Annotated in this window: 15 protein-coding genes; 2 read left to right on the top strand and 13 right to left on the bottom strand. The window is 56.6% G+C overall.

Features of this window, described 5'->3' with window-relative positions:
• Nucleotides 1-43: 43 nt before the first annotated feature.
• The 4 genes from Pla52o_RS01210 to Pla52o_RS01195 form a co-directional block, all read right to left on the bottom strand.
• Nucleotides 44-2,044 (bottom strand): membrane or secreted protein, encoded by a 2,001-nt coding sequence (locus tag Pla52o_RS01210; RefSeq protein ID WP_146592764.1) that lies wholly within the window; start codon nucleotides 2,042-2,044, stop codon nucleotides 44-46.
• A gap of 426 nt (nucleotides 2,045-2,470) precedes the next feature.
• The gene (gene ppk1 / locus Pla52o_RS01205) at nucleotides 2,471-4,639 is read right to left on the bottom strand and encodes a polyphosphate kinase 1 (RefSeq protein ID WP_449289955.1); all 2,169 of its coding nucleotides are present in this window, start codon (nucleotides 4,637-4,639) and stop codon (nucleotides 2,471-2,473) included.
• Between the two features lie 458 nt (nucleotides 4,640-5,097).
• Nucleotides 5,098-6,237, bottom strand: a complete 1,140-nt coding sequence (locus Pla52o_RS01200; RefSeq protein ID WP_146592763.1) for a c-type cytochrome domain-containing protein — start codon at nucleotides 6,235-6,237, stop codon at nucleotides 5,098-5,100.
• An 84-nt stretch (nucleotides 6,238-6,321) separates the two neighbouring features.
• A complete protein-coding gene (locus Pla52o_RS01195) occupies nucleotides 6,322-7,014 on the bottom strand; it encodes a hypothetical protein (protein WP_146592762.1) in 693 nt (230 codons plus the stop codon).
• A gap of 519 nt (nucleotides 7,015-7,533) precedes the next feature.
• On the opposite strand from Pla52o_RS01195, the gene Pla52o_RS01190 reads away from it, so the two are divergent.
• Entirely contained in the window at nucleotides 7,534-8,496 is a 963-nt protein-coding gene (locus Pla52o_RS01190) for a 3'-5' exoribonuclease YhaM family protein (RefSeq protein WP_146592761.1), read from the top strand.
• A gap of 81 nt (nucleotides 8,497-8,577) precedes the next feature.
• Nucleotides 8,578-9,276, top strand: coding sequence for a 7-cyano-7-deazaguanine synthase QueC (queC, locus tag Pla52o_RS01185; RefSeq protein WP_146592760.1), 699 nt, complete (start codon nucleotides 8,578-8,580; stop codon nucleotides 9,274-9,276).
• Between the two features lie 247 nt (nucleotides 9,277-9,523).
• Here the strand turns inward: queC and Pla52o_RS01180 are convergent, their stop codons facing one another.
• The 9 genes from Pla52o_RS01180 to rplS form a co-directional block, all read right to left on the bottom strand.
• The gene (locus Pla52o_RS01180; protein WP_197168932.1) at nucleotides 9,524-11,158 is read right to left on the bottom strand and encodes a TlpA family protein disulfide reductase; all 1,635 of its coding nucleotides are present in this window, start codon (nucleotides 11,156-11,158) and stop codon (nucleotides 9,524-9,526) included.
• 59 nt (nucleotides 11,159-11,217) lie between these two features.
• Nucleotides 11,218-12,285 (bottom strand): prenyltransferase/squalene oxidase repeat-containing protein, encoded by a 1,068-nt coding sequence (locus Pla52o_RS01175; RefSeq protein ID WP_146592758.1) that lies wholly within the window; start codon nucleotides 12,283-12,285, stop codon nucleotides 11,218-11,220.
• Nucleotides 12,282-15,620 carry a hypothetical protein gene (locus Pla52o_RS01170; protein ID WP_146592757.1) on the bottom strand — a complete coding sequence of 1,113 codons (3,339 nt, stop codon included), beginning with the start codon at nucleotides 15,618-15,620 and terminating at the stop codon, nucleotides 12,282-12,284. Before Pla52o_RS01170 ends, Pla52o_RS01175 begins: the two co-directional genes overlap by 4 nt.
• Nucleotides 15,621-15,701: 81 nt before the next feature.
• A complete protein-coding gene (locus Pla52o_RS01165) occupies nucleotides 15,702-17,873 on the bottom strand; it encodes a hypothetical protein (protein WP_146592756.1) in 2,172 nt (723 codons plus the stop codon).
• A complete protein-coding gene (locus tag Pla52o_RS01160) occupies nucleotides 17,873-20,113 on the bottom strand; it encodes a BatA domain-containing protein (protein WP_146592755.1) in 2,241 nt (746 codons plus the stop codon). Before Pla52o_RS01160 ends, Pla52o_RS01165 begins: the two co-directional genes overlap by 1 nt.
• Before the next feature lie 12 nt (nucleotides 20,114-20,125).
• A complete protein-coding gene (locus Pla52o_RS01155) occupies nucleotides 20,126-21,037 on the bottom strand; it encodes a DUF58 domain-containing protein (RefSeq protein ID WP_146592754.1) in 912 nt (303 codons plus the stop codon).
• Complete coding sequence (locus Pla52o_RS01150) at nucleotides 21,034-22,035, bottom strand: AAA family ATPase (RefSeq protein ID WP_146593484.1); 1,002 nt, start codon at nucleotides 22,033-22,035, stop codon at nucleotides 21,034-21,036. Before Pla52o_RS01150 ends, Pla52o_RS01155 begins: the two co-directional genes overlap by 4 nt.
• Nucleotides 22,036-22,218: 183 nt before the next feature.
• The gene (locus Pla52o_RS01145; protein ID WP_146592753.1) at nucleotides 22,219-22,671 is read right to left on the bottom strand and encodes a YraN family protein; all 453 of its coding nucleotides are present in this window, start codon (nucleotides 22,669-22,671) and stop codon (nucleotides 22,219-22,221) included.
• Between the two features lie 160 nt (nucleotides 22,672-22,831).
• Nucleotides 22,832-23,188, bottom strand: a complete 357-nt coding sequence (rplS, locus tag Pla52o_RS01140; RefSeq protein WP_146592752.1) for a 50S ribosomal protein L19 — start codon at nucleotides 23,186-23,188, stop codon at nucleotides 22,832-22,834.
• Nucleotides 23,189-23,205: the final 17 nt, after the last annotated feature.

The following is a 23,205-nucleotide window of genomic DNA, read 5'->3' as shown; positions in this document are numbered from 1 at the left end:
CGACGTAGAATCGCAGCCCTGCTTGGAGATAAACTTCCGTGGGTTACTTCAAGTAGAAACCGCTGAGCGACCAACCATCCTTTTCGGTGACGATAAAGTTGCCACCCTCCGGCAGATGCTTCTCGATCGCGGACAAAGGAGGAAGTTTTGCGGCGTCCAGCGGATCGGCCTCCCCCTCCTCTTCATCCTTAAAGACCCGGCGAATCACACTGGCCAACACCGAATCGCTGTCCTTCAGCTTCCCTTCACGCAGCAATTCATACTTCGCGCGAAGCGAAAGTTTGGTGCGGGCGATACGACTAAGCGAAACCTCTTGAGCCCCGAGATCCTTCAGCGCGTCGACCACTCGTTTGACCTCGTCTAGCTTGGCAAAGCCTCCGCTCTCTCCCTTGCGAATGCGTTTGACCGTTTCGATCAATAATTCAGGGTGGCTGGAGAACATCAAATACGAATCCCCGGGAACCTTGCCATCCTCTACGACCGCAATCGCCCAATGGTCTAACAGCGGCGGAGCTTGCTCGACCGTCTCTTCATCGAACCCGAGGTCACCAAAAATATCGGCTTCGAAACTGGCATCGGATTCACTGCCACGCTGGACGCGCCATACTTCAACCCCGGGAACAACATCAATCTTGCTCGCATCTGGCTCCACTTCCATTGCCTTGCGAACGGCGACCTGAATGGCTTTGGCGTTTCGCAAACGAACGGCCACCAACATGCGTTCGGAATGCACGTCCGCAGGTACTGTATTGTCGGTTAGCAAAATGACTTCGTCTCCCAACCCCGGCAACACATTCTTTTTCAAATCGATTTGCGGTCCATCGGTATCGTCGCGAATCCCTTCGATCATCGGAGCGAAAATCTCGTCGCCAAAGGCTTCGTTGACCATCGATTCGGAAGCCCAGAACGAGTCTTCGATGTTCAGGCGGATCCGGCTAACGGTCGCCGCGTCTTGCCCCACCCACGATGGGATTTCCCCCAAATTGGCATTGAAGAACGACAACATGCGGGCCGCTTTTTCATACTTACTTGGCAGCGTCGTGGTGGGCGGTGCGAGCACAAATCCGCGATGCAGAACATCGTAGCGATCCCCGGCGATGGCCAGGATTCCGCCTGCCGCCTTGAGTGCATCAAACCCTTGATTTTCAATCAACTTCAAGATGTCGACTTGGTTTCCGCGATCGACCTGGAAGCTTTCACGTAAAATCCGCCCCATCTGAATCGGTCGAGCAAACCACTCGCCTGCGACCGTGCTGTTCCCAGCGGTGAACGGTTCGAGCATCGCTCGGCTCGAGCGAGTCAGCACATCCCGAAACTCAGGCAATTCGCTAATCGATGCTCCCTTCATCTCACCGGCAATCGCATCGAGCACCCCAGTGACGACCGAGTCTCGATCCGACGCGATGATGCGACTGTCGTCGAGCGTGATCGCAATCTGCTCGATCTTTAGCTGCCCCGGCTTAGGCTTGGTGGTATAAACGCGAACGACTTGACCGCGATAGTCGACATCGTTTCGCGTCGCTCCCCCGGTCTTCAAATCCGTGTCGATTTGAGCAAGCACCTCATCGGCTTTCCCGCGTAGTCCGCGAGTATCCGCGATCACACACATCGAAAAGGGACGACGCTTGTCCTTGGGAAACGGCAACCACGCCGCAACGGCTTCGCCCGAAGCAATTTCATAAAGATCCTGAGGCTTCAAACCGACCCGATTGTCGATCGAATCGAGGTAGTTTTCCGCTCGCTCACGCTGGGCGTCCACAAACGGCTGCATCGCAGGATCATTGACCAAGTTCCCCAGGTGAGTTTTTTGCCACGCCTGACAGAAATCCGGGACGTTGGGAATCCGCAATAAACCTGCCAAAGTATCCGGCAGCAGTTGAATTGCAGGCACGTAGCCACCCGCCGCACCGCCCTGAGCCCCCGCGACGGGATTTTCATTTGCATCTTGAGCACGAAGCGTCGTGCCACCCAATCCAAACGCAAGGGCCAATAGGAACAGCAAGGTCTGGAAACGCGAGGTGGAAACACAGGTTAGGCGGTACATTCAGGATCCGGTCTCTGAGAACTCTCGGGGAACGATTGGCGTGAGCAGCCTCAATTTCAGCCGCCCGACAATCCGTATGTTATCGAACTCGTTTTGCCCCCGAAACGCCGTCTGGGCAAGTTATGCGGACAAAATGGACTCTTTCGTCAAAACGCACATCACCCACAAAGGGGGGTGCCGTGCAAATCCGACGTAAAACTCGCAGCCAAACCAAGTTTGCCCTCCTCCCCCCGCCGATCAGTGCAAATCGGAGCAGCCCCCGAAAGGGAGCGTGATCCCGGCCGATACAGGGGCCATCCGATACAGGGGCCGGCGGATACAGGGGCGGTTGAAACAGGACGTCCGACGCAGGGGCATCACGACCGAGCCGCGAGCGCGACTTGGCGCGAGGCAATGCTTGCAATACTGGGAAGACCGTTGCGTAACCTAGGTTTGTTCCTGTTGCTTGGGCTCATGGGTCTCAAAGGTGGTACGACGGCTCTGCTTGGCTTTCCTCGTCATCTCGACGGCCTGGTCGTAGAGCACTCGCTGCGACTGGAACGCTTCCTTGCCCTTCTTCTGGGGTTGGCCGCGTTCATACACCCCGCTGGAGAGCATTCGCCATGAATTCGTGTTGTCTTTGAAGTAGGTGCGTAATGTCTGCAGCAACCGCAGCCGGCAACCGGGATCCAACACGGGCACAAACAGCTCGACGCGCCGATCCAAGTTACGTGGCATCCAATCCGCACTGCTGATGAACAATTCGTCGTCGCCACCATGCCGAAAATAGATCACCCGAGCGTGCTCAAGGAAACGATCGACGATCGAGATCACTTCGATATTCTCGCTCAATCCCTTCACCCCCGGCACCAAACAACAGACGCCGCGAATATTCAACCGGATCCGAACCCCCGCTTGGCTGGCTCGATACAACGCATCAATGACTTGCGTATCGACCAACGCATTGAACTTGGCAACAATCTCGGCTTTCTGGCCCTCGAGACAACGCTGGGTTTCCGCTTCGATGAGATCGAGAATGCGTTTACGAAGCGTAATCGGTGCAGCAGCCAACAACTGCAACTGCTGTGGCTGACTGGCTCCGGTCACGGCATTGAAGAATGCCGTCGCATCGGCGCCCAACGTATCATTGCAAGTCAACAGCGACACATCACTGTAGATCTTCGCGGTCGCTTCGTTGTAATTGCCGGTGCCAAAGTGCAGGTAGCGAACGATCCCTTGAGACTCACGGCGAACGATGATACAGACCTTCGCATGGGTCTTCAAACCTCGAATCCCGTAGATCACTTGGACTCCGGCCTGCTCCATCTCGCGCGCCCACTCGATGTTTCGCGCTTCATCAAATCGTGCCTTCAGCTCGACGATCACCGAGACATACTTTCCACGCTCTGCGGCGCGCATCAACGCGGCAACGATCGGACTTCGCTTACTCGTCCGATAAAGCACCTGCTTGATCGCCAATACATCGGGATCGCTCGACGCCTCTTCGATCAAGCGAATGATCGGATCAAAGCGTTCGTAGGGATGGACGAGCAACAGATCCCCTTTTGCAATCGTGCTAAACATGCCTTCGGCTGGATCGATGGCGGGATGCGATTGAGGAACCCAGGCCTCATCTCGCAACGAGTCAAAACCTTCTAAACCGTGCAGCGTGAATAGGTAACTCAGATCCAAGGGTCCATCGATCGGATACAGATCCTGGTTGGTCAACTGCATCTTTTCAGACAAAAATGCAATCACGTGATCGCTTGCCGCAGCGCTGTACTCCAGTCGGACGACGCGTGACAGCCGTCGACTTTCGAGCACCTCTTCCATCCCGTCGACAAGATCCGCCGCACCATCCTCTTGCAATTCCACATCGGCATTCCGCGTGATTCGAAACGCGACACATTCCATCACCTCGCGGCCGGGAAAGAAATCCTCGATGTAATGCGTGACCAAGTCCTCTAGCAACATATAGTCGTGACCGCGTTCAGACGGCATCGCGAGTAATCGCGGAACCATTTTACCGAGCGGGATCACGGCGAATTGCCAAGCCTCTGCTGGATTTGAACCTTCGGATTCCCCTTCGGCGTTGGGGGCCGGTGACGGTGCCCCATCCGTCGTTTTCACCGGACTCGACACCGCCCGCAAACGAACGCATAAATGAACGCCCAACCCTTGTAGCAGTGGAAAGGGACGATCATGGGTAATCGCTTGGGGTGACAACACCGCCGAGACATCGGCGAGGAACCGTTGGTCGGCGACCTCACGCGCCCGATCGCTGCAATCGTCAAACGTAATCCGGCGAATGTCGGCGTCGGCCAATAGCGGCTCAAGCACATCGCGAAGCAAATCATATTGGCGGGCAACCATTTCATGACAACGACTTGAAACGGCGTTGATCTGTTGCGAAATGGTCAACCCCGCGGCATCGCGAACCATCGCGTTGCGATCAAATTGCAGCTTCAAGCCCCCGACCCGGACCATCACAAACTCGTCAAGATTCGAGCCCGAGATGGCAAGAAACTTCGCCCGTTCAAGCAGTGGAACCGAACGATCCTCGGCTTGTTCGAGCACGCGTTGATTGAACTCAAGCCAGCCCAATTCACGATTCATGAACCGATGATCGGGCAGCGGCAAATCGATCGCACGCGTTTTCTTCTTGGCTCCTACACTCTTTTTTGACACGGCGGCGTTTCACGATAAGAGGAGACGGGGGATGTCGGTCGCAACACCAATGTAACGGAGCCCGCAGCACCGTGGGAGGCACCGTGGGCTCCACCGGAGATCGCGCCGCCTGCCCCTGGGGCGGCAAAAAACGACTGTCATTCCGCCTGCCATTCCGCCATTCACCCTGCGCCGATCCCCCAGCGCCGCCGCGAAGCTTTGATGAAGATTTCGCGTCGCTGCTACTGCGTCACTAAGCAGGGAGGCAGGAATGATTGGGTGAAATCCCATTAGCCGCTTGGCCGTTAGCCCCGGTTGAACCGCTTGAACTGGGGCTAACGCCAAAACGGCTAATCTACCGAAAGACTCCTGCCTACCTGCTTAGTACTGCGCCACCGTGTTTACCGCTACTGCGTCGCAGAGGCGGATTCGTCGATCTCAACCTCCACCACCCCGTCGGCTTCGAGCACCACGGTGTCACCGGCCTCGACCTCCACCGCAACCGTCGGCGTGACAGACCCTTCATTGCCCAACAAAACTCGAAACGCTTTGGGATAAAAATCTTTGCCGTAGCTCAGCTCGCCACCTTGGTGACCGACCAATCCGACGATCACTGCGGCGACTAACAAACCGCCCTTCCAAACACGCGTCCATCCTGGGCTATCTTTCCAAACGCTGATCGCCGCAGCCACCATCAACGCCACCGACAACAGCGTAAGGATGATTCCACTCCAACGATGCCAAAAAATCTCGGAATCAAAATCAATACGATCCCATCCAGCGTAGCCCTGCTCCGTTGCAAAGGACCACCCCATGGCGGTCGCCACGATCGTCGACAACGCCCCCAACACCAAACAGGCCAACGGAATTTGAGTCCCCAGAATCGGCCATTTCCAACCGAGCACCACAAACAAGGCTCCCACCGTCAACAGCGCCACAGGGAAGTGAACAATCGCCGGGTGCAGGTATCCTTGAAACGCCCACACGCGCTCGGGCAAACTCCGCACTCGCGCTTGGCTAGTCGGCGCCGAGGCCACCACCTGGGATGCCACCAGCGGCGTCCCCTCGGGCCAAACAGCACCTTCGGAAATCCAAACCCGAATCAACGCGAGTTCCCCCGGCGTTAACGGGCCTCCATGTGAAACCGGTGGCATCAACATGTCGGTATCTTCGGTGGTTAAGTAGTCGGAAAACAACGAACTCGACTCCACATCCTCGGCCTCGATGTATCCCATCACCGCATCCACATCGTCGACACGAAAATCATTTTTTGCTTCTTCGGGGCCATGACAATCGAGACACTTGGCGACCAATATCGGCGAGATGTCTCGCTGAAAGTTCACCATACGCCCTTCGTCATCCAAAATCCGAGGCGGTCCCGCCTGCTCTTTTTCAACGATCACCACCTCCACCTCAGGCGTTTCCACGGTGACACGCGTCGCCGCGTCGCTGGCGCTCTCGGATTGGGCAAACGCGGTGGCGTTGACCACCGTCGCGATCACAACGAAAACAGATACCCGGACACGGAAGGATTGAATGGTGTTCATGTCAGACTCAGAAAATGGGAGGGGCGCAACAAGCTCTTCATGAGCCGATTGCGACATCATCGGGCGGGAAGGTGGGCAGGAAGATCAAATGACGATTCCGTCAAACGCTTTGGTCAAACCGAGAGTTTGCAACTCGATCTTGACCTCTTGCGCCGTGGGCTTTTCCAAAGTCTCGGCGACTTCATCGGCAAGCAACTGGGCGAACATGGCGCGGGCTTCGGGTAAAACCTCTCGAATTCTCGCCTCGTCGATTTCGATTCCTTTTTCAAGCTTGATTCGCTGAGAAAGTGTTTGCGAAGGCTGCTTTGATTTCGTCGTCGCACAATGCAACACCGAATACATCGGCAGCTCAGGTTTCTTGTGCTCAAGCTGCTCAAGCGATCGCCACGCACGCTCCAATAAACCGGTACGCCACAATGACAACCACTTTTCATTATTGTTCATGATCGATTCGATGCCCACCGCCGAGCGTTGCTCCTCGGGAAGCTCCGCTAGCCGCGCCTTGGCAGTGGAACGAATCGCACGAATTAAAAAGTCTCGCAACTTGCCTTTTTTGTGCTCTCCAAAACCAACCGAAACCAAATGGGCAATCAACAGCTTCAAGCACTCGTCGGCATGCTGAGGTGAACCGAGAACCGTCACTAATTGGCGACGCACAATCACCAAATAACGCAGCACAAACCCGGCCGCACTATTGGCTTGGGTCCAGGGATTGGATGAACGGACCAAATTGACCGAGGTCGTGCGTTGATTTGCGGCGGGAGTATCTTGTGACATGTTACCAGTTTACCCAGAACTTGGGCCCATCTGAACTCCCTTCGCAGCGAGATCGCAAAGGGAGGCAAAATTCCAAGGGCACAGCATAACGGGGCGATCCGGGGCAGTGTGCCCCCGCCCCCACCTGCCAGAGCCTTTTTCAGGAGCAATTTTCGTCACCCCCCGCCTCGCCGCGAGCCCCCTCGGATCGCCAAACCGATTGACACAAGATCCACGCCCACGCGCCAGCGGCCTTCGGTATGACGAACCCCAAACCCCCAGAGAAACCTCAAGCCCCCAGAGAAACCTCAAGCCCCCAGAGAAACCTCAAGCCCCCAGAGAAGCGACTCGCCCCCCCAGACTCGTGTGTCCAGACTCGTGTGTCCAGACTCGTGTGTCCAGACTCGTGTGTCCAGACACGCGTGCCCACCGTCTCGGCCAACGCGTTTTCCTTGGGCCTTGCCAATCCTAGCCCCCAAAGGCCATCCTAGGTGACAAATCTCCCTAACCCACCGCTCCCCAACGCAAGTGCTCTGCAGCGTGAATCGTACACCCATCTCAGATTTAACCGACGGCCAACAGGTTGAACAATCGTTTCGCGCATCCGACAAACAACTCCGCGTGAATCGCCAAGGCGGAAAGTACATCATTTTGAAACTTACCGATCGCACGGGCACCGTTTCGGGAATGCTTTGGAACGCCGATGAAATCATCTTTGATTCATTCGACCGCGGCGACTATGTGCACTGTGTCGGTCGCACCCAAATCCACAACGGCGCGCTTCAGATGATCGTGACCGCCGTCGAACGGATGGACCCGAGCGAAGTCGATGTGGCCGACTTCGAGCGATTTGATGCCGACCAATCCCAACGCCTGCTCGCTCGGTTGTCCGAATTGCTCGGCGATCTTCATAACGTTCATCTGCGACGCCTCGGTCAAGCATTCCTTTGCGATGACTCGTTCATGCAAAAGCTTGAACTTGGTGCCGCTGCGGTAAGCATCCACCACGCTTACCCCGGCGGATTGCTACGACACACGGTCGACATGATGGAGCTGTGCGCCCTGGTCGGACCACGCTATCCCCAACTCGATACCGAATTGTTGATGTTCGGCGCGTTTCTGCACGACTTAGGGAAACTCGAAGAATTGTCCGGCGAAGGCGAATCGACCTACACCGACCGAGGACAGCTTGTCGGCCACATCGTGATCGGTATTCAAATGCTGGGAGACAAGATCCGCGAACTCGGCTCCGCTGGCGAACCGTTTCCGAGCGATTTACGATTGCAGCTCGAACACCTCGTCGTCAGCCACCATGGTCAGCTCGAATTTGGCAGTCCCAAATTGCCGGTCACGCTCGAAGCCGTGACGCTGCATCACATCGATAACCTCGATGCCAAGATCGAATCCTTCACCAACATCATCGAGTCCGACATCTCCGCCGATGGCAACTGGACGAATTACAATCCATCGATTGGCCGCAAGTTGTGGAACAAACGCGACTAGAAAGCGGACCGACGGCTAGCCCGTCATGCGTTTAACGACAAACACAACCGCGATGGAATGCTCAATCTCGAGAATACTGTGATGACGAATTCACCCCAACGCAGCGCCGTGGTGCTATTGTCTGGCGGCCTGGACAGCGCCACTTGCTTGGCGATCGCGCGTGAGGAAGGTTTTGCGCCGCATGCGATTAGTTTCCGTTACGGGCAACGCCACGAATACGAACTTGAGCGTGCCGAACAACTCGCCACCTCGCTGGACGCCGCATCCTACCGAGTGATCGACATCAACTTGGCTCAATTTGGTGGTTCGGCGCTCACCGACGCATCGATTCATGTCCCCAAAAGTGACGCGTTCGACTCGCTCGACCATTCGATTCCCGTCACCTACGTCCCCGCACGCAACACCGTATTCCTATCGCTTGCACTGGCGTTTGCCGAAACGATCCACTCGACCGACATTTTTATCGGCGTCAACGCGTTGGACTACAGCGGCTATCCCGATTGTCGCCCCGACTTCATTGCGGCCTTTGAAACGATGGCTAACCTCGCCACCAAAGCGGGGGTCGAAGGCATTCAGCCGATGAAGATTCACACTCCGCTGATCCATCTGACCAAAGCACAAATCATCAACAAAGGCATCTCGTTAGGCGTCGACTACTCGCAAACGCTATCGTGCTACGACCCGGGCGTAGGCGGCATCCCCTGCGGCCACTGCGACGCTTGTCTGTTGCGAAACAAAGGCTTTGCGGAAAACGCGATGACCGATCCAAGCGTACCGTGATTTCAAGACGTGAAGCACCGAGGTAGGAATGATTCGGTTTAATTCACCTTAGCCGAAGGGCATTAGCCGCGGATCGTTTCATAACCCGAAGCGTCAGCGAGGGACCGGGGCAACAGCGAGATTCGCTCGCTTACTCGCGTTGAAGTTGCGTAAACGGCGGAACATTTCGGCTCGTTCGGATGCAATATCCGCGTTAGCCGGCGTGGCTCTGATCGACTCCGAGAACCATGCCGAGATTGTCGGCGAGCTATTTCGGCTCGGCAAATCGTTGCTGTAGTGCGCGGCGTAAAATATCAAGCCGCTTTGGCGTGTCGCGACCGATCACGTTAACGACCACTCCGTTGCGATCGATCACGACGGTGTGCGGCAGCGACTTTGCCTGATAAACGTATGCGGCGTCTCCGTCGACATCCAACAATACAGTCGCATCGACGCCGACTCGCTTGCGAGCCCGCGTGGCGCTCTCGGCGGACTCTTCAAGATTGATCGCCACCCAATCCACCTCGCCATCTCCCAACGCAGCGATCACTTGCGATACCTCGGCCAAGGAACGCAAACTCGGCGCACTCCAACTTGCCCAGAAGTCGAGCACGACGACACGTCCTTTACGCTCCCCGAGATCAAAGGAATCGCCATCGAGGGTTTTCAAAGAAAGCGGCGGTGCCGGCTTTCCAAGCAATCGCGAATCGCTACCCAGTGGAACGGATTTGCGCGTCTGCGGTTCACGATACGCCCTGGGAACCGTCGCCGCCGTAGTCCCCCAGGCAAGCGGGGACTGATCCCGCGACAACATCACAGGATCGCGGCCGAAGTAGATCGATTTGACCTCGCTCAACGCGATAGAAAAGCTCCCCAACGCCCTGCTCTGCCCCGACAAGGTTTGATCGCGGAAGGCCCCCCCACGGAGCGTGACGTTGCGTTTATCCACCAACTCCGCATGCACGAGAAATGCCTCAGGTACTTCGTGTGCTGGTGTTTCAACCACGAGCGATTCGTTGGCGGACGTTTGCGAACGCAGCCAAACGATTTTGGCCACCCGATCACGCGGAATCACAACCATTTTCGATCGCACTTGGACCACCAGGGCTTCACCGCTCAACTCCACGACAGTCCCTCGCAACAAATCTCCGGTCACCGACACCACCACGTGCAATGGAGGTTTGTGCTGTTCAGATCGAGGCACAACGAGCAACCGTTGCAGATCCCTCGGATCCACGTCGAGCGGCTTGGTGACTTTCGTGAGTGTGACCGAATGCAACTCCGCATTCTCGATCAACACCCTGCCCTGCCCTGGTAATTCCACCGACACGCCATTGGAATCGATCCCTTGGATCCACCCCACGACCGAGTCTCCGCTACGGTAGTTGATGGGCAACGCATCGGCCCATTCCTGTGGCACTTCACTGCGTCGCGGTGAACCGACCGTAATCTTGCCTTGTGACGTTGCTGCCAACTCCGTGGCATTGCGTGCCAACGCGGGCTGCCAAACGAGCCGCCCGCTGTCCGGCGTCCCAGTCTGCTCGAGCCACCCCGCTATCTTGACTCCGTCGGCGACGAGGGTCATGGCGAGCGAGTCCGTGGCGGACCAGGGAACTCGGCGCCAATCCGGCACCCCGGTTTTCAAGAACAGGCTGCGTGCGGGGCTGCCGAAATCATGCCGCCCTTGGCTCAGTGAACGCAAACGATAACGCCGCCCCAAGATCGCATTTTTCTTCGAAACCTGTTCCACCACACGCACATCGAACTGTAACGGATCGACGAACAGAGGACTATCACAAACGATACGTTCGGAGTCCCCTTCCCCACTCAACACCCCGTCGACATGCCCTCCATCGACAAGCCATACCCGCATCTCCGCCCCACGGGCCGTCGATGTTATCAACCGAGCTCCCGACAGAGCCACGAGTGTTACCAAAACTGTAAAGCCAACCCGCATCGTATTTATCGCTCGTAGATAGGCAAGAATCGAAAATTCAGCGCTAACGCCAACAGCGACATCGAGGTTGAATTTGCTGCTCCCAAATCCCCCGCAAAACTGCCGTCAGGATTTTGTCGTGATTTCAGCTTGTCGATCAACGATTTGTTCCACGTTTCCCACAACTTGACATCGGCTTGAAAAAGAGCCTGGGATTGGTAATACCACGTGTACTCGATCCATCCGGTTCGCTCATTCAAGTTCTGACGCAGATAGGTTTCGGTCGCCTTGTATTGGGGCAAATCTTTTCGCCGAGCGATGGAATAAAGTAAACAAACGATCGACGAGCGTGCCAACGATTCCCCAAACCCACTCAGCCCTCCGGCGTATCCGACTGCGCCATTCTCGGACGTCATACTGGCGAAGTAGTCCAATGCGCGATCGATCGATTCATCCGAGACCTCGATCCCCGCATTGCGGGCGGCCAGCAACCCCATCATGACGGCGCCGCTAACGGAGGTATCCGCATCCTTGGCGCCGGGAGAATAACGCCATGCCCCAAGCGAATTGACCTTTTGCGACGTCAACGCCGAGCGCACCGCCAACTCCAACGCTTGACCGATACTCCGTTGATTTTCGCCATCTTCGACGCCCGAGGATCCAGCGGCCCACAAGTCGCTTTCATCCACGGCGCCATAGGCCTCGGCGAGCGCCAACATCGCGAAGCCATGGTGATACATACTCGGTCCCATGTATCCGGTCTCACTCGACTGAGAGAGAATGAGATTGCGAAGCGATTTACGAATGGCGCTGCGATAGAGTCCAAAATTGGGATCGTCACCCGAAGCTAAAAACGCCAACAATCCCAGCGCAGTGGTCCCCGCACCGGCTTCGCCTCCGCTCGACCAAGTCCCGTCTTCGGTTTGCGTTTGCAGCAAATACGCTAATCCGCGGTCGTACATTTCTTGCAGATCACGCGAGACGGGATCGCGGCCTTGGGCTTGCTCGGCTTGCGCATACACGGGCGTGGGCAAACCAATCGAGACGCCAAAGAAACACAACAACAGAGCCACAAGGTGAGTTTGCTTGATCATCGACTTTCCTCCAAACGTCGAAAGTATTCGCCCAGTCCGGCGCGGAACTCTTCCGGCAACGACCGTCCCGACTGACCGGTCATTTGCAATGACTCACTTTCACGCAGCTTCTCTTTCGCGTTCAATCCCGCTCCTAACAATGCCAACGCCTCCTCTTCGGTGTCGCCCTGCCCTCCCCCTTCCGGGCTCGCCCCGCCTTCACCGCCGCCTTGCGGATTGATTCGCTTAGAGCGTAACAACATCTCGATCACTTCGGTTTGAGCCGCAATCGCTTCGCGGGCGGTATTGGGCGATCGCAACATGCTGGCCGCTTCGTTCATGGTTTGACTAGCCATCAACATCAGATTGATGTCGCCCTCAAAATGAACCTGTCCATCGGGCAACGCTTCCAAATCACTTGCCAACCGTTCGCTTCGCTGGCGAAGTTCGGTTTGCCGATCACTTAGTCTGATCGCGTCTTGCCGGTACTCCGCCTCACTAAGACTCGACTTGGATTGTTCGGCCACACGAGTCGCCTCGCGCAAGTTCACTTCGCCTTCGAGGATCCTGAGCATCTCCAGAACCGCTTCGGGCGGAAGCGATGCCAACTTTTTCGGGTCGGAATTTTCATCCTCGCTTTGCCCCTCCTCTTCACCGCTTTGAATCAAATCGTCAGCCCAGCGATCCAACGTATCGGCCCAAAACTCGCTTTGCGCCATGACCAGCCCTTGGTCTCGATGAATTTGGCGGCTGAGCTTTGCTAACGACGCAACCACCTCCAGTTGCTTCATCTCTTCGAGCACAAACTTGAATCGCATCAGAGTCCGCCGCAAGTAGTAGCCCTCCACATCCGAGATAATCGCCGCAAGCTTTAGGGCGCTATCGGCTTCGACTTTCGCTAACCGCTCAAGCACCGCATGCTCGTCTGCCGAGAAGGAATCGCGTGTTCCAAACATGACATCGAGGTGATCGGCGATTTCGTCAGCCACCTGAGCCTGTTGACGCGACGCGGCCTTCAATCGTTTGACCAACGTGCTGCCTTCGAGATTGGCGAGGACGGCATCGAGTTCATCGGAAACCTTTTCAAACTCGGCTAACAATTTTGCTTGCTCGTCCACCGCCGCTTCTAAACTGGCGTCGGCGGCGGGCGGTTCCGGTTCGCTGGCTGCCGATTCGTTGACCGGTCCCGCGACGATCGTCACCGCCTTGTCCAATCGCGAATTTGAATCGTCGGCGTGCATTTCCTTAGCGGGCTCAGCCCGGCCGTCGTTTTCAGGCGGACCACTGGGTTGCAAAGACGATTCTTGATCGACAACGCTTGGGGTTTTCGTTGGTTCGGAATCGCTGCCCTCCGCTTCACTTGCCGCGGTCTCTCCCTTTCCTTCACGGGACTGCATCCGACGTTGCCCCACCGGTTCGCTGTCATCGGTAACCACGGAGGCGGCTGTGGATTGCTCGGATGCTTTCTTCAGTAGCTCCGCAACCGAAGGCATACGGTTCTCGGAGATATCGCCAAGCGTTTTCAGCATCTCGGCCCAGTCTTGGACTTGCTCGGCTTCGATCTCGGTATTGCGTGCGGCTTGTCGCAATAACGATTCACCCTGTTTCGTCAATTCGTCTAATCGGCGAGCGTTGGCCGATTCAGCAACGACCTGTTTTCGCAGTTCGTTTCGGATTGCATCGTTAGAGAGTTGACCCTGCTGCATCGCTCGCAGCTGTTTATTTCGCTCGTGCAGCCCCAGCTCACGATCACGAACATCCAACGACGCCCCCTGCCACTTCTGCATTTGTTGCGCGATCCATTGGGCATGCTGTTGAGTCGTCATTACGTAAAAGGTGTAAGGCGTTGAATATTGACGTTCACGACCGGGCAAAAAATCTTCGGCCCACAAACGCAACTCCACGACGCCCGGCTTGATCCCCAGCGCAGCTGCGGAAAAAACCGCCGCGACACTTAACGATGATGCGTACGGGCCGCCCTTGGCGAGCACTTTTTCGCCGTGAACTTTCCGACTCGCCCCCTCCTCACTTACGTCCCACACCAAACCGACACGTTTGACACCAAAATCATCCAGCGTCTGCAGCTGAAAGTTAACTTGTTCCGTCTCCAGTAACACCTGTTCACGAGCAAGATTTTGAGCGACGACGCTGGGTGCCGCATCGGCGATTCCCTCCACCGCCATTTCAAACAAATCGCGTCCCCGAAGCCCGTCTTCGTCTTGCCATCCCAGTCGCACCAGGCGGGGTTCCTTCGTGATTTCGAACACTCCGGTCGAAAAGGAAGCCCCTTGGACCGCGACCGCTTCACCGTCGAGCGACGCGTTGCGGAGAGGACTCGAGGCGGTCGCCGACACATCAACGCGACTCCCTTGGACCCCACTCAACCGGCCCCCACGAACATCCATTCCAATCGCTTCAGGTCGGTTCAAATAATCGGGTAGTTGCATTTGGGCGGTGACCGAAGTGAGCCCAGGACGCAACTTTGGCAACAACATCATCGTGCGATGCAAATCTCCCACCCGAAGCTTTATCTCGGTCGCTTCAGTTCGCGGCGGAAACTCAAAGGTGTAGGAATCGGCTTCACGCTTTGCATCGATCTGCAGAAACCCATCGATGCGAACGATCGCCTGCGCCGGCCGCCACCGACTCTCCGGTTTCAAACTCACACGCCAACGAATCGACTCACCATGCGGAACGATCATCGAGTCAACAAGGGGCTCGATTTCCACAAAGGTATATCGCGGTGTCGATTGCCACGGCATCAGCAATCGACGGCATGCACTCGTCACCGCCGGAGTCGCCAAGAACGTCAGCACCGCAAGCACCACGAGGGCAATCGCAAATGTTCCCGCTAGCACACGCAGCGCAGTCTTTGGCACCGCTTCACGGAGATCACGTTGGGCAACCAACTCGGCCACCTGTGCCATCGCGGCCTCGCACAGGGCAGGCGAGCGTGATTGCTCTCGATCGCTCTCGGCCAGCTCGAGCACGCCTAACAATTGGCCCCCGATGCCGGGTTCACGCCGCCGCAACAATCTAGCGAGTTGGTCGAGTCGTCGGCACTGCCAAACCCAACGATACAGCACCCACGGGATCACAAAACCGACCCCAACGACCAGCAACCAGATCGCCATCCGTACCAACATCGGTGTATCCCAAAACCGATCAAGTACAACGACAAACAAGAGTGCGACCACCACGGCAACCATCACCAACGTGATCGATTCGGCGACCTTCGAGGTCCAGACGCGATTACGAAACGTCTGCAACGATCCACGCAGCGTGTGCGGAACGCGTTGTCGATTGTCGCGGTCGTTGGAAAAGGAAACGCTCAAGGGCTTCGTGGCAACCTTCATGAATATTGGTTAAACGGAATGGGTTCTATCGACTCGGTAACGGCTGGCGTCAGAGCGAGGCAAAGCCAATGACGGCCAAAGCTACATCAATCCTACGCGTTTTCGGGCGGTCCAAAATAGCCCCAACAATCCGATCAATAAGATTGCGACTAGCGGATGACTCCAGATCTGTACGCGGCGAGCCTGGGGCGTCGGTATTGAGATTTCCTTCACGACATCGAGGATCGCATCGAGCTCATCGGCCGGCAACACCGACCCACGCGACACCTTGGCGATTTCCGCCAAAACCTCCGGACGAGCGGGTTTACCAATTCGTTCGAGCATTGCGTCTTGAACATGAATCTTGGTTTCGAATCGTGAGTCGCTCGTCTGAAACAACAATGTCACTTGATAATCCCCTGCTTCGCGGGGCGTGAACGCACCGTGGAATGCTCCCCAGTTGCCGCCCGTATTTTCTAACACGACCGTCTGAGTGTTCCCCGACGGCGCAACAATACGGGCCGAGACCTCCCCTGCATTCAAGGGATTCCCGTCGTCATCCAAGCGATTGGTACTCAGCGTGACCCGTTGCCGCATGCGGGGTTGCTCGGGGGCGTAGTACAAACCTTTAGAGCGACTGTGCTGATACGCCATCCAACGCACCACTTGGCCCCAAAATCGATAATGGTACAAGTCCTCGACTCCGCGCCGCCAACGCCACGCCCCGTCGGTCCCCATCAACAACACCTTGCCTGCGCCCTGTGGACGAGTGACGACCAACGGCGTTCGGCCGTACTCATTCGAGGCATCCTCGTGAACCGCCAACACCTCCGCTCCCGCCTTGGCTCGAACGATCGGGGCATACCACTGAAAGCCAGGCAAATCAGACCACACTCTGGCATTCTCGTCGTCGTTATCGGCAAGCCTTGTCAACAAACTGTGGCGGCCGAGCTCCGTCAAGGCAAAGTGGCTCGACGCTCGTGATCCCCACCCCATCGGTTGCGATGCATCCAGCACCACCGGCAATAAATCCCCCAGCGGCGAATCCACTAATGACAACGTGTTTCCGGCAATGCCGGGGATAAACACCAGCCCGCTGGCCTGTCGTTCGACCAACCCTTTTAACAGCCGACATTGCGCCTCGGATAACTGATCATCTCCAAGCCCGACGTCCCCAAGAAACACCACGTCGTATTGCGAGAGTTCGGTCAACGATGCGGGGAACGATGCGATGTAATCTCGGTTTCCGCCTCCGGTCTTACTCAACCCCGGATGAAACAACAAACACGAGACCTCGATACCGGGATCGCGTGAAAGCGCATTGCGTAAATAACGATACTCCCAACGCGGGCGTGTCTCGACCACCAACACCTTCAACCGCTCTTCCGGAATGGAAATCGGCATCGTGAGTTGATTGTTGCTTGCGATCCGCTCTTGAGGATGCATCGGGAGGGTCAACGTCAACGTAAAGTCACCCGCTTGCTTTGCTTCCCATTGAATCACATTATCGGTTTGCCCCATCGCTTCGATGGTGAATTCATGGGTGACCTCGGTTCCATCGGAGGCCGTCAACTTGGCGACCGCAATCTGATCCTGTGCTAACGAACTCTCCACCGAAAACGGAATCCGCACCATTTTGTTTGCGACCCCCAACGCGGGAACATCAAAACGCAACAGTTCGACGTCGGGCAGACGCTCGGTGCTGCCCACCGGGACTGTGAAGATGGGAATTTGCTGCATACGAAACTGGGTCGCCCGTTCCACCGGAGCAACCCCCGAATTCCAATCTCCATCGGATGCCAACACCACGGCGAGTAGACTTGGATACCCCTTGATCGCCGATGCGAGCGCCGCATCGATATCCGTTCGATCGTTTTCAGTTCCACTCGCGAACGCAGCAACGACCACATCCGCATCGCCGCTCAAGCGATCCCACGTTTGCGGGTCCATCAAGTCACGAATCGCATCTCGGCGAGTTTGCTCGGGCATCCACTCGTTGACGACATCCGCGGTATCCATGCTCAGCGAATCATCGCCCAAGATCATCACGGTCGGCCGCCGCATAGGATCGACTTGATAAACAAACTCGGGTTGATTGAGTAGAAAAACGGCCAACGCCACCAAAGCGACACGAACCCCTTCGAGCCAAACCACCGATGACCGAAACCGACTACGAACACAAGCGGTCCAGGCGAGGACGCCCCCCATCGCGATCACCACGACCGAGAGCGTCAAGAACATCACGCTGGATTGGAAAGTGATCCCTGATCCCATTACGCGGGGCCTCCCTGTTCGATGGGACGGGCCTGTTCGATGGGACGGGCCTGTTCGATGGGACGGGCCTGTTTTTGAAGGTCAACTGGCGCCGCAGCCTTGACCTGATTCCTTCCGTTCTGATTCATTGTCGTACGATCGCGCCATGAATCAAGTGCACGTTGATCTGCGGCATTTCGACGGGGAATCGGATCGGATCGTCGAGGCAGACACAGCCACGCTTCCAACAACATCGCGATGATCATTGCAAACAAGCACAACCGCCAAATTTCGCGGGCGATACCGCTGGAATCGTCAACACTTGCATCGATCCGTGAAAAGCGAACGCCTTCGAATAACGCCTCAACTTGCCCTGCATCGACCTGATCCACTTGATCCTCATGGGGCGAACGATTCACGGCGATTAAACGCTCCCCCTGCTCTGCTCTGCTCTCGTACACCCCGGCGTTGGACGAGTACTCGGTCGAGAGCACTTCGGAGTTTCCAGCCAATGGTTTCCAACCCTCGATCGGCAAATCCACCTGGCCGGCAACCTGGGCACTCGTTGCTGCCAACGCCCGCAGCCCCTGATCGATCGCACGCTGAACAATCGCGTACAACACAACTCCGTTATCCGCCAACGAGGATCGTTGGCCCGAGGGGGATGCAGTGCAAAAATAAACGCCTCCCCGCTCCGTCGCCACACGCCCCAACAACGGATCTCCACCGCTCAGCGATGCCAACGCGGTCACCTCTCCCGTCAACGTTGCCCGCCCCCGGATTTCCAATTGCCCCACCGGCAATCCTGCCCCGCCGCGTGTTGCGGCGAGCAAATCTTGATCGGCACGCCAATGCTCGACCATTACTTTTTCATCATGATCGACCCACTCGCTCCAGCGGACGCCTCGAAATTCTCGGTCCCCCGCACCACCGCCCCCCAACAACAACGCAGTGGGAGGAAAGAAAATCACTTGTCCCCCCTTGTCCACGTATTCCGCAATTCGCGCGGATGTCGACGCGTCCGGCAACTCGACACACCACACCAGCAAGGCAGCCCCCTCAAGCTCGATCGAATCAAGCGACTGCGGCGACAACACCTCGACGTCGACGATCGATTCTTCATCAGGCGACACCGACGCCGCAATCTCCAATGCCTTGGTCGCTTCACGATCATCGCTAACCAATACAACACGTCGTGGTGGCGGAGCCGCGAAGACAAAAAACGATTCATTGTCGGCAGGGTTCGCATCGGCGGGAATGACCACACGCCCCCAACCCGACTCGGTCTGGGACGCAATCGGGATTCGCTGCGTGCGCACTTCACTCTGGCTGCCGACCTGTGACACCTCAAACTGCGTTCGCACTCCGTCGATCTCGACTTGCACCGGAACGGTCACCGGGGATCCCATCTCACCCGAACTCACTGTGTCCGAACTCACTGTGTTCGAACTCACGGTGTCCAAATTCACGGCGTTCGAACGGGAAAGATGGAATGACACCAAGACCGCGTCCCCATCGGCGTCGGTGATCCGCTGCGCATCCGCGACGCGAATCGAAACATTGGAGCGATCGGATTCAGGATAAGCCAATAAATGGAAGCGAATCGAGTGCGGCATCTGCTTGATCGTCTCACGCGACACCTTCCAGTGATGGCTTTGCGAATCCCAATCGACGGCCCGCAAATCGCTGCAAATCCAAACGTCGGCATCCCCCGCTTGGTTCCGCTTCAGATAATCGACTGCGGCATGCACCATGTTCGGGATATCCGCAGTGCTGGTCGCCCCTTGGGTCCGCGGAGAATCCATCATCGCTTCGAGCGTCGCAAACGAACTCGGTGTCTCATTGCCGCTCTCGATCAACACCCAATGCGACGATCCCAACGTGCCGAGAATGCCTGCCAATTGGTCACGCCCCTTCATCAATTTAGATTGCCCAGCCCTGCCACTCTCTTGCATACTCGGAGAACGGTCGAGGATGACGATCGTGGTGTCAGTGTGCCCGCCGAACCGCCAACCGAGAAACCCGCTCGACATGGGACGTGTGACTGCGAAGATCATCCCAGCGACAACCAACATCCGCAGGGCAAGAATCAACCAACGTCGCAGCTTGGCATGGCCTCGCGACAATTGGTTCGCTTGCATCAGGAACGCCATCGCGCCCCACGGTTTGGTTTGATGACGTCGTTGGTTGATCCAGTGAATGATGACCGGCAACAACACCAACGGCATCGCCACAAGCATCCAAGGCTGCAAGAAGCTCATCGGTCTAACACCCTACCCGCCCCTTCGACCTTGCGTCCGACCGACCAAAAAGTCGCTCAACACTTGCTCATACGACTGATCCAACCCCACGCGGTGATAATCCACCGCCGCACGCAGCATCAATTGCCGTGTCTGTTCCAAATACTCACGAAACGCAGCTTGATAGGCATCGGCGATCTCACTCGGCTCAGCAAAAACCGTGTTTTCATTTTCCATGTCTACAAATCGAGTGGGACGTTCAAAATCGAACGCAATCTCCTCTGGATCAAGCAAATGAAACACAGAAACGTCATGTTTGCGAAATCGCAAATGCTCGAAACAGGGCTGCAACAATTCCGGCTGTACAAACAAATCCGAAAACAAGATCACCAGTGCATGCGGGGCAACGGTCTCCGCCAATTCGTGCAGCACAGCGATCAATTCCGTTTCACCTTCGGCCCGGGCATTCGCCAAGCAATCAAACAGACTCGAGAGATGAGCCGGGTTGCGTCGCGCGGGCAACTGATTGAGCACGCGATGAGCAACACACGCCAAACCGACCGCATCCCCCTGTTCCATCGCCAGATAGGAAAGCGTCGCGGCCATCCGTTTCGCATAGTCGAGTTTTGATAAACCGGTGCTACCAAATCCCATCGAACCACTGGTATCGACGACCATCACCATGCGCAGATTGGTATCCGCTTCGAACTCTTTGACGAAAAAACGATCGGTACGTCCGTACGCGCGCCAATCGAGTCGCCGCAGATCGTCGCCAGCAACATACTTGCGGTACTCCGCGAATTCGACACTCGAGCCGCGATGAGGACTGCGGTGACGCCCCGACACACTCCCCAACATCACCTTGCGTGCGAACAGCGGCAACCCCCGCAACCGTGCCAGCACGTCGGGGTCAAGAAAATCACGCGTTGGCATCGGCGAACTCATACCGCCGTTTCCTCGACCAATCGCTTGACGATCGTCTTTGCCGTGACACGTTCACTTTGGGCGGCGAACGTGGTGATGATGCGATGCGTTAGCACCGTCGGCGCGACATGTTGGATGTCTTCCAAACGCACCATATAACTGCCCTGTAGTGCCGCCCGACTCTTTGCTCCGAGAATCAAATTCTGGACCGCACGGGGACCTGCGCCCCACGACACCAAGGGACGCAACCAATCGGGCGAGGTATCACCGTCGGGCCGAGTTCGGCGCACCAATCGAGCGGCATACGTGTAAAGGTGATCGGGGACCGGAACACGCCGAACCAAATGCTGGTAGCTGAGAATATCTTCGGCGGTCAGCAAATGTTTTAACTGGGGCAACTCGTCCCCCGTCGTCGTCTTGGCAATTTGAATCTCCTCCGCTTCGGAGGGATAATCCAACTCGATCAACGACATAAAACGATCCAACTGCGCCTCAGGCAACGGATACGTCCCCTCTTGCTCAACCGGATTCTGAGTCGCCAACACCATAAAAGGCTCGTCCAGCGGAAAGTGCTTTCCAAGTACCGTGACGCGATGTTCCTGCATCGCCTCGAGCATCGCAGCTTGCGTTTTGGGTGGCGCCCGGTTGATCTCATCAGCCAACACGATGTTCGCAAACAGCGGTCCTTTGACGAACTGAAACTCGCGGCGGCCTTGGTCCGATTCCTGCAGAATATCGGTACCGGTGATGTCCATTGGCATCAAGTCGGGCGTGAATTGGATGCGGCTGAAGTCGAGCGACATCGTCTCGGCCAATTTGCTGACCAGCAACGTTTTCGCCAGCCCCGGAACTCCCATCAACAACGCGTGCCGCCGTGCGAAAAGACAAACGATCAACTGCTCTATCGTTTCCTGTTGCCCCACGATCACGCGAGCCAACTCGGCTCGCAATTGTCGAGCGGTTTGGCAAAGCCGATCAATCGCATCGACATCGTTGTCGGTTAAAGTCTCGGTCGTCATCTTGCTTTTCAAAATTCCATCGGTGCGCGACTTGATACCACGCGAGCGATCACGTTCGTCGCCCGAGGCATCCACCGAGTATACCCTGAGCAACGTTTGACCGCCCTAGGTCCCCCCTCGCGGAGATACGGCCTGTGACGCCGACCGAGATCCACGCCACTGCTAGAACGCCAGCCAAGCTGCTTAAAACAGTTGGAAATCGCCGACAGCTTCGAAGGCGGCCTCGTAATGCTCGATCCTTTCGGGTGCTGCGAACCCGACGGGCCACCAAACGGCGATCACATCGAACCGGCAACGCGATTCGAGCAAATGCTGGCGTTTTAAATACCGCAGCGCCGCCCGTGTGATTCGGCCTTGCTTGACCAGGTCAACACGATCGGCGGGGTGCCCCGGCTTGGTCGTTGAATGGGTTTTGACCTCCACAAAGATGATCACTCGCGATCGGGGGTCCACGGCAATCAGGTCGATCTCACCAGCTCGATCCGACTCACTTTCGGCGACCACGACGAGCCGCTTTTGCCGCAACAGCCTCGCCGCTGCTTGCTCACCACGCTTGCCCACCGCTGCGGACATGTCGATCCGCCCATAACGCCAATCGACATAACGATTACGCAAACGGTCAAGGAATACGCGCATCGGAAAGTGCCCTGCGTAAACGAACAAAGCGATCGAACGTCATTCTAGACGTTCGATCGCTTCGTAAGTTTAAAATTCGCGAGTGGGAGGCAGACTTGATGCCGATGGCACGCGGGACGCCAACCTCTCATTGCTCACAGGCCCGAAGCCCATGCAACGTTTAGCTGCGGCGACGCTCTTTCAAGCGAACGGCCTTACCAACGCGATCGCGAAGGAAGTAAAGCTTCGCTCGGCGAACCACGCCACTTCGCTTGACTTCCACTTTTTCGATTCGTGGGCTGTGGACGGGGAACTTACGCTCCACACCTTGGCCTGCGACGATGCGGCGAACCATGAACATTTCTTTGGCTCCGCAGCCACTGCGAGCGATCACAACGCCACTGAATACTTGAATGCGTTCTTTAGCACCTTCAAGAATCTTCAAGTGAACGTCAACGGTATCGCCGATTTCGAATTGTGGCGGATTCTCTCTTAGAGAGGTCTTTTCGACCAACTCCATGATGGATGCTTGATTCATTTATCTTGCTCTCTTAT

The sequence above is a fragment of the Novipirellula galeiformis genome (assembly GCF_007860095.1).
Lineage (GTDB): Bacteria > Planctomycetota > Planctomycetia > Pirellulales > Pirellulaceae > Novipirellula > Novipirellula galeiformis.
This window is presented reverse-complemented; position numbering and strand designations above follow the sequence as displayed.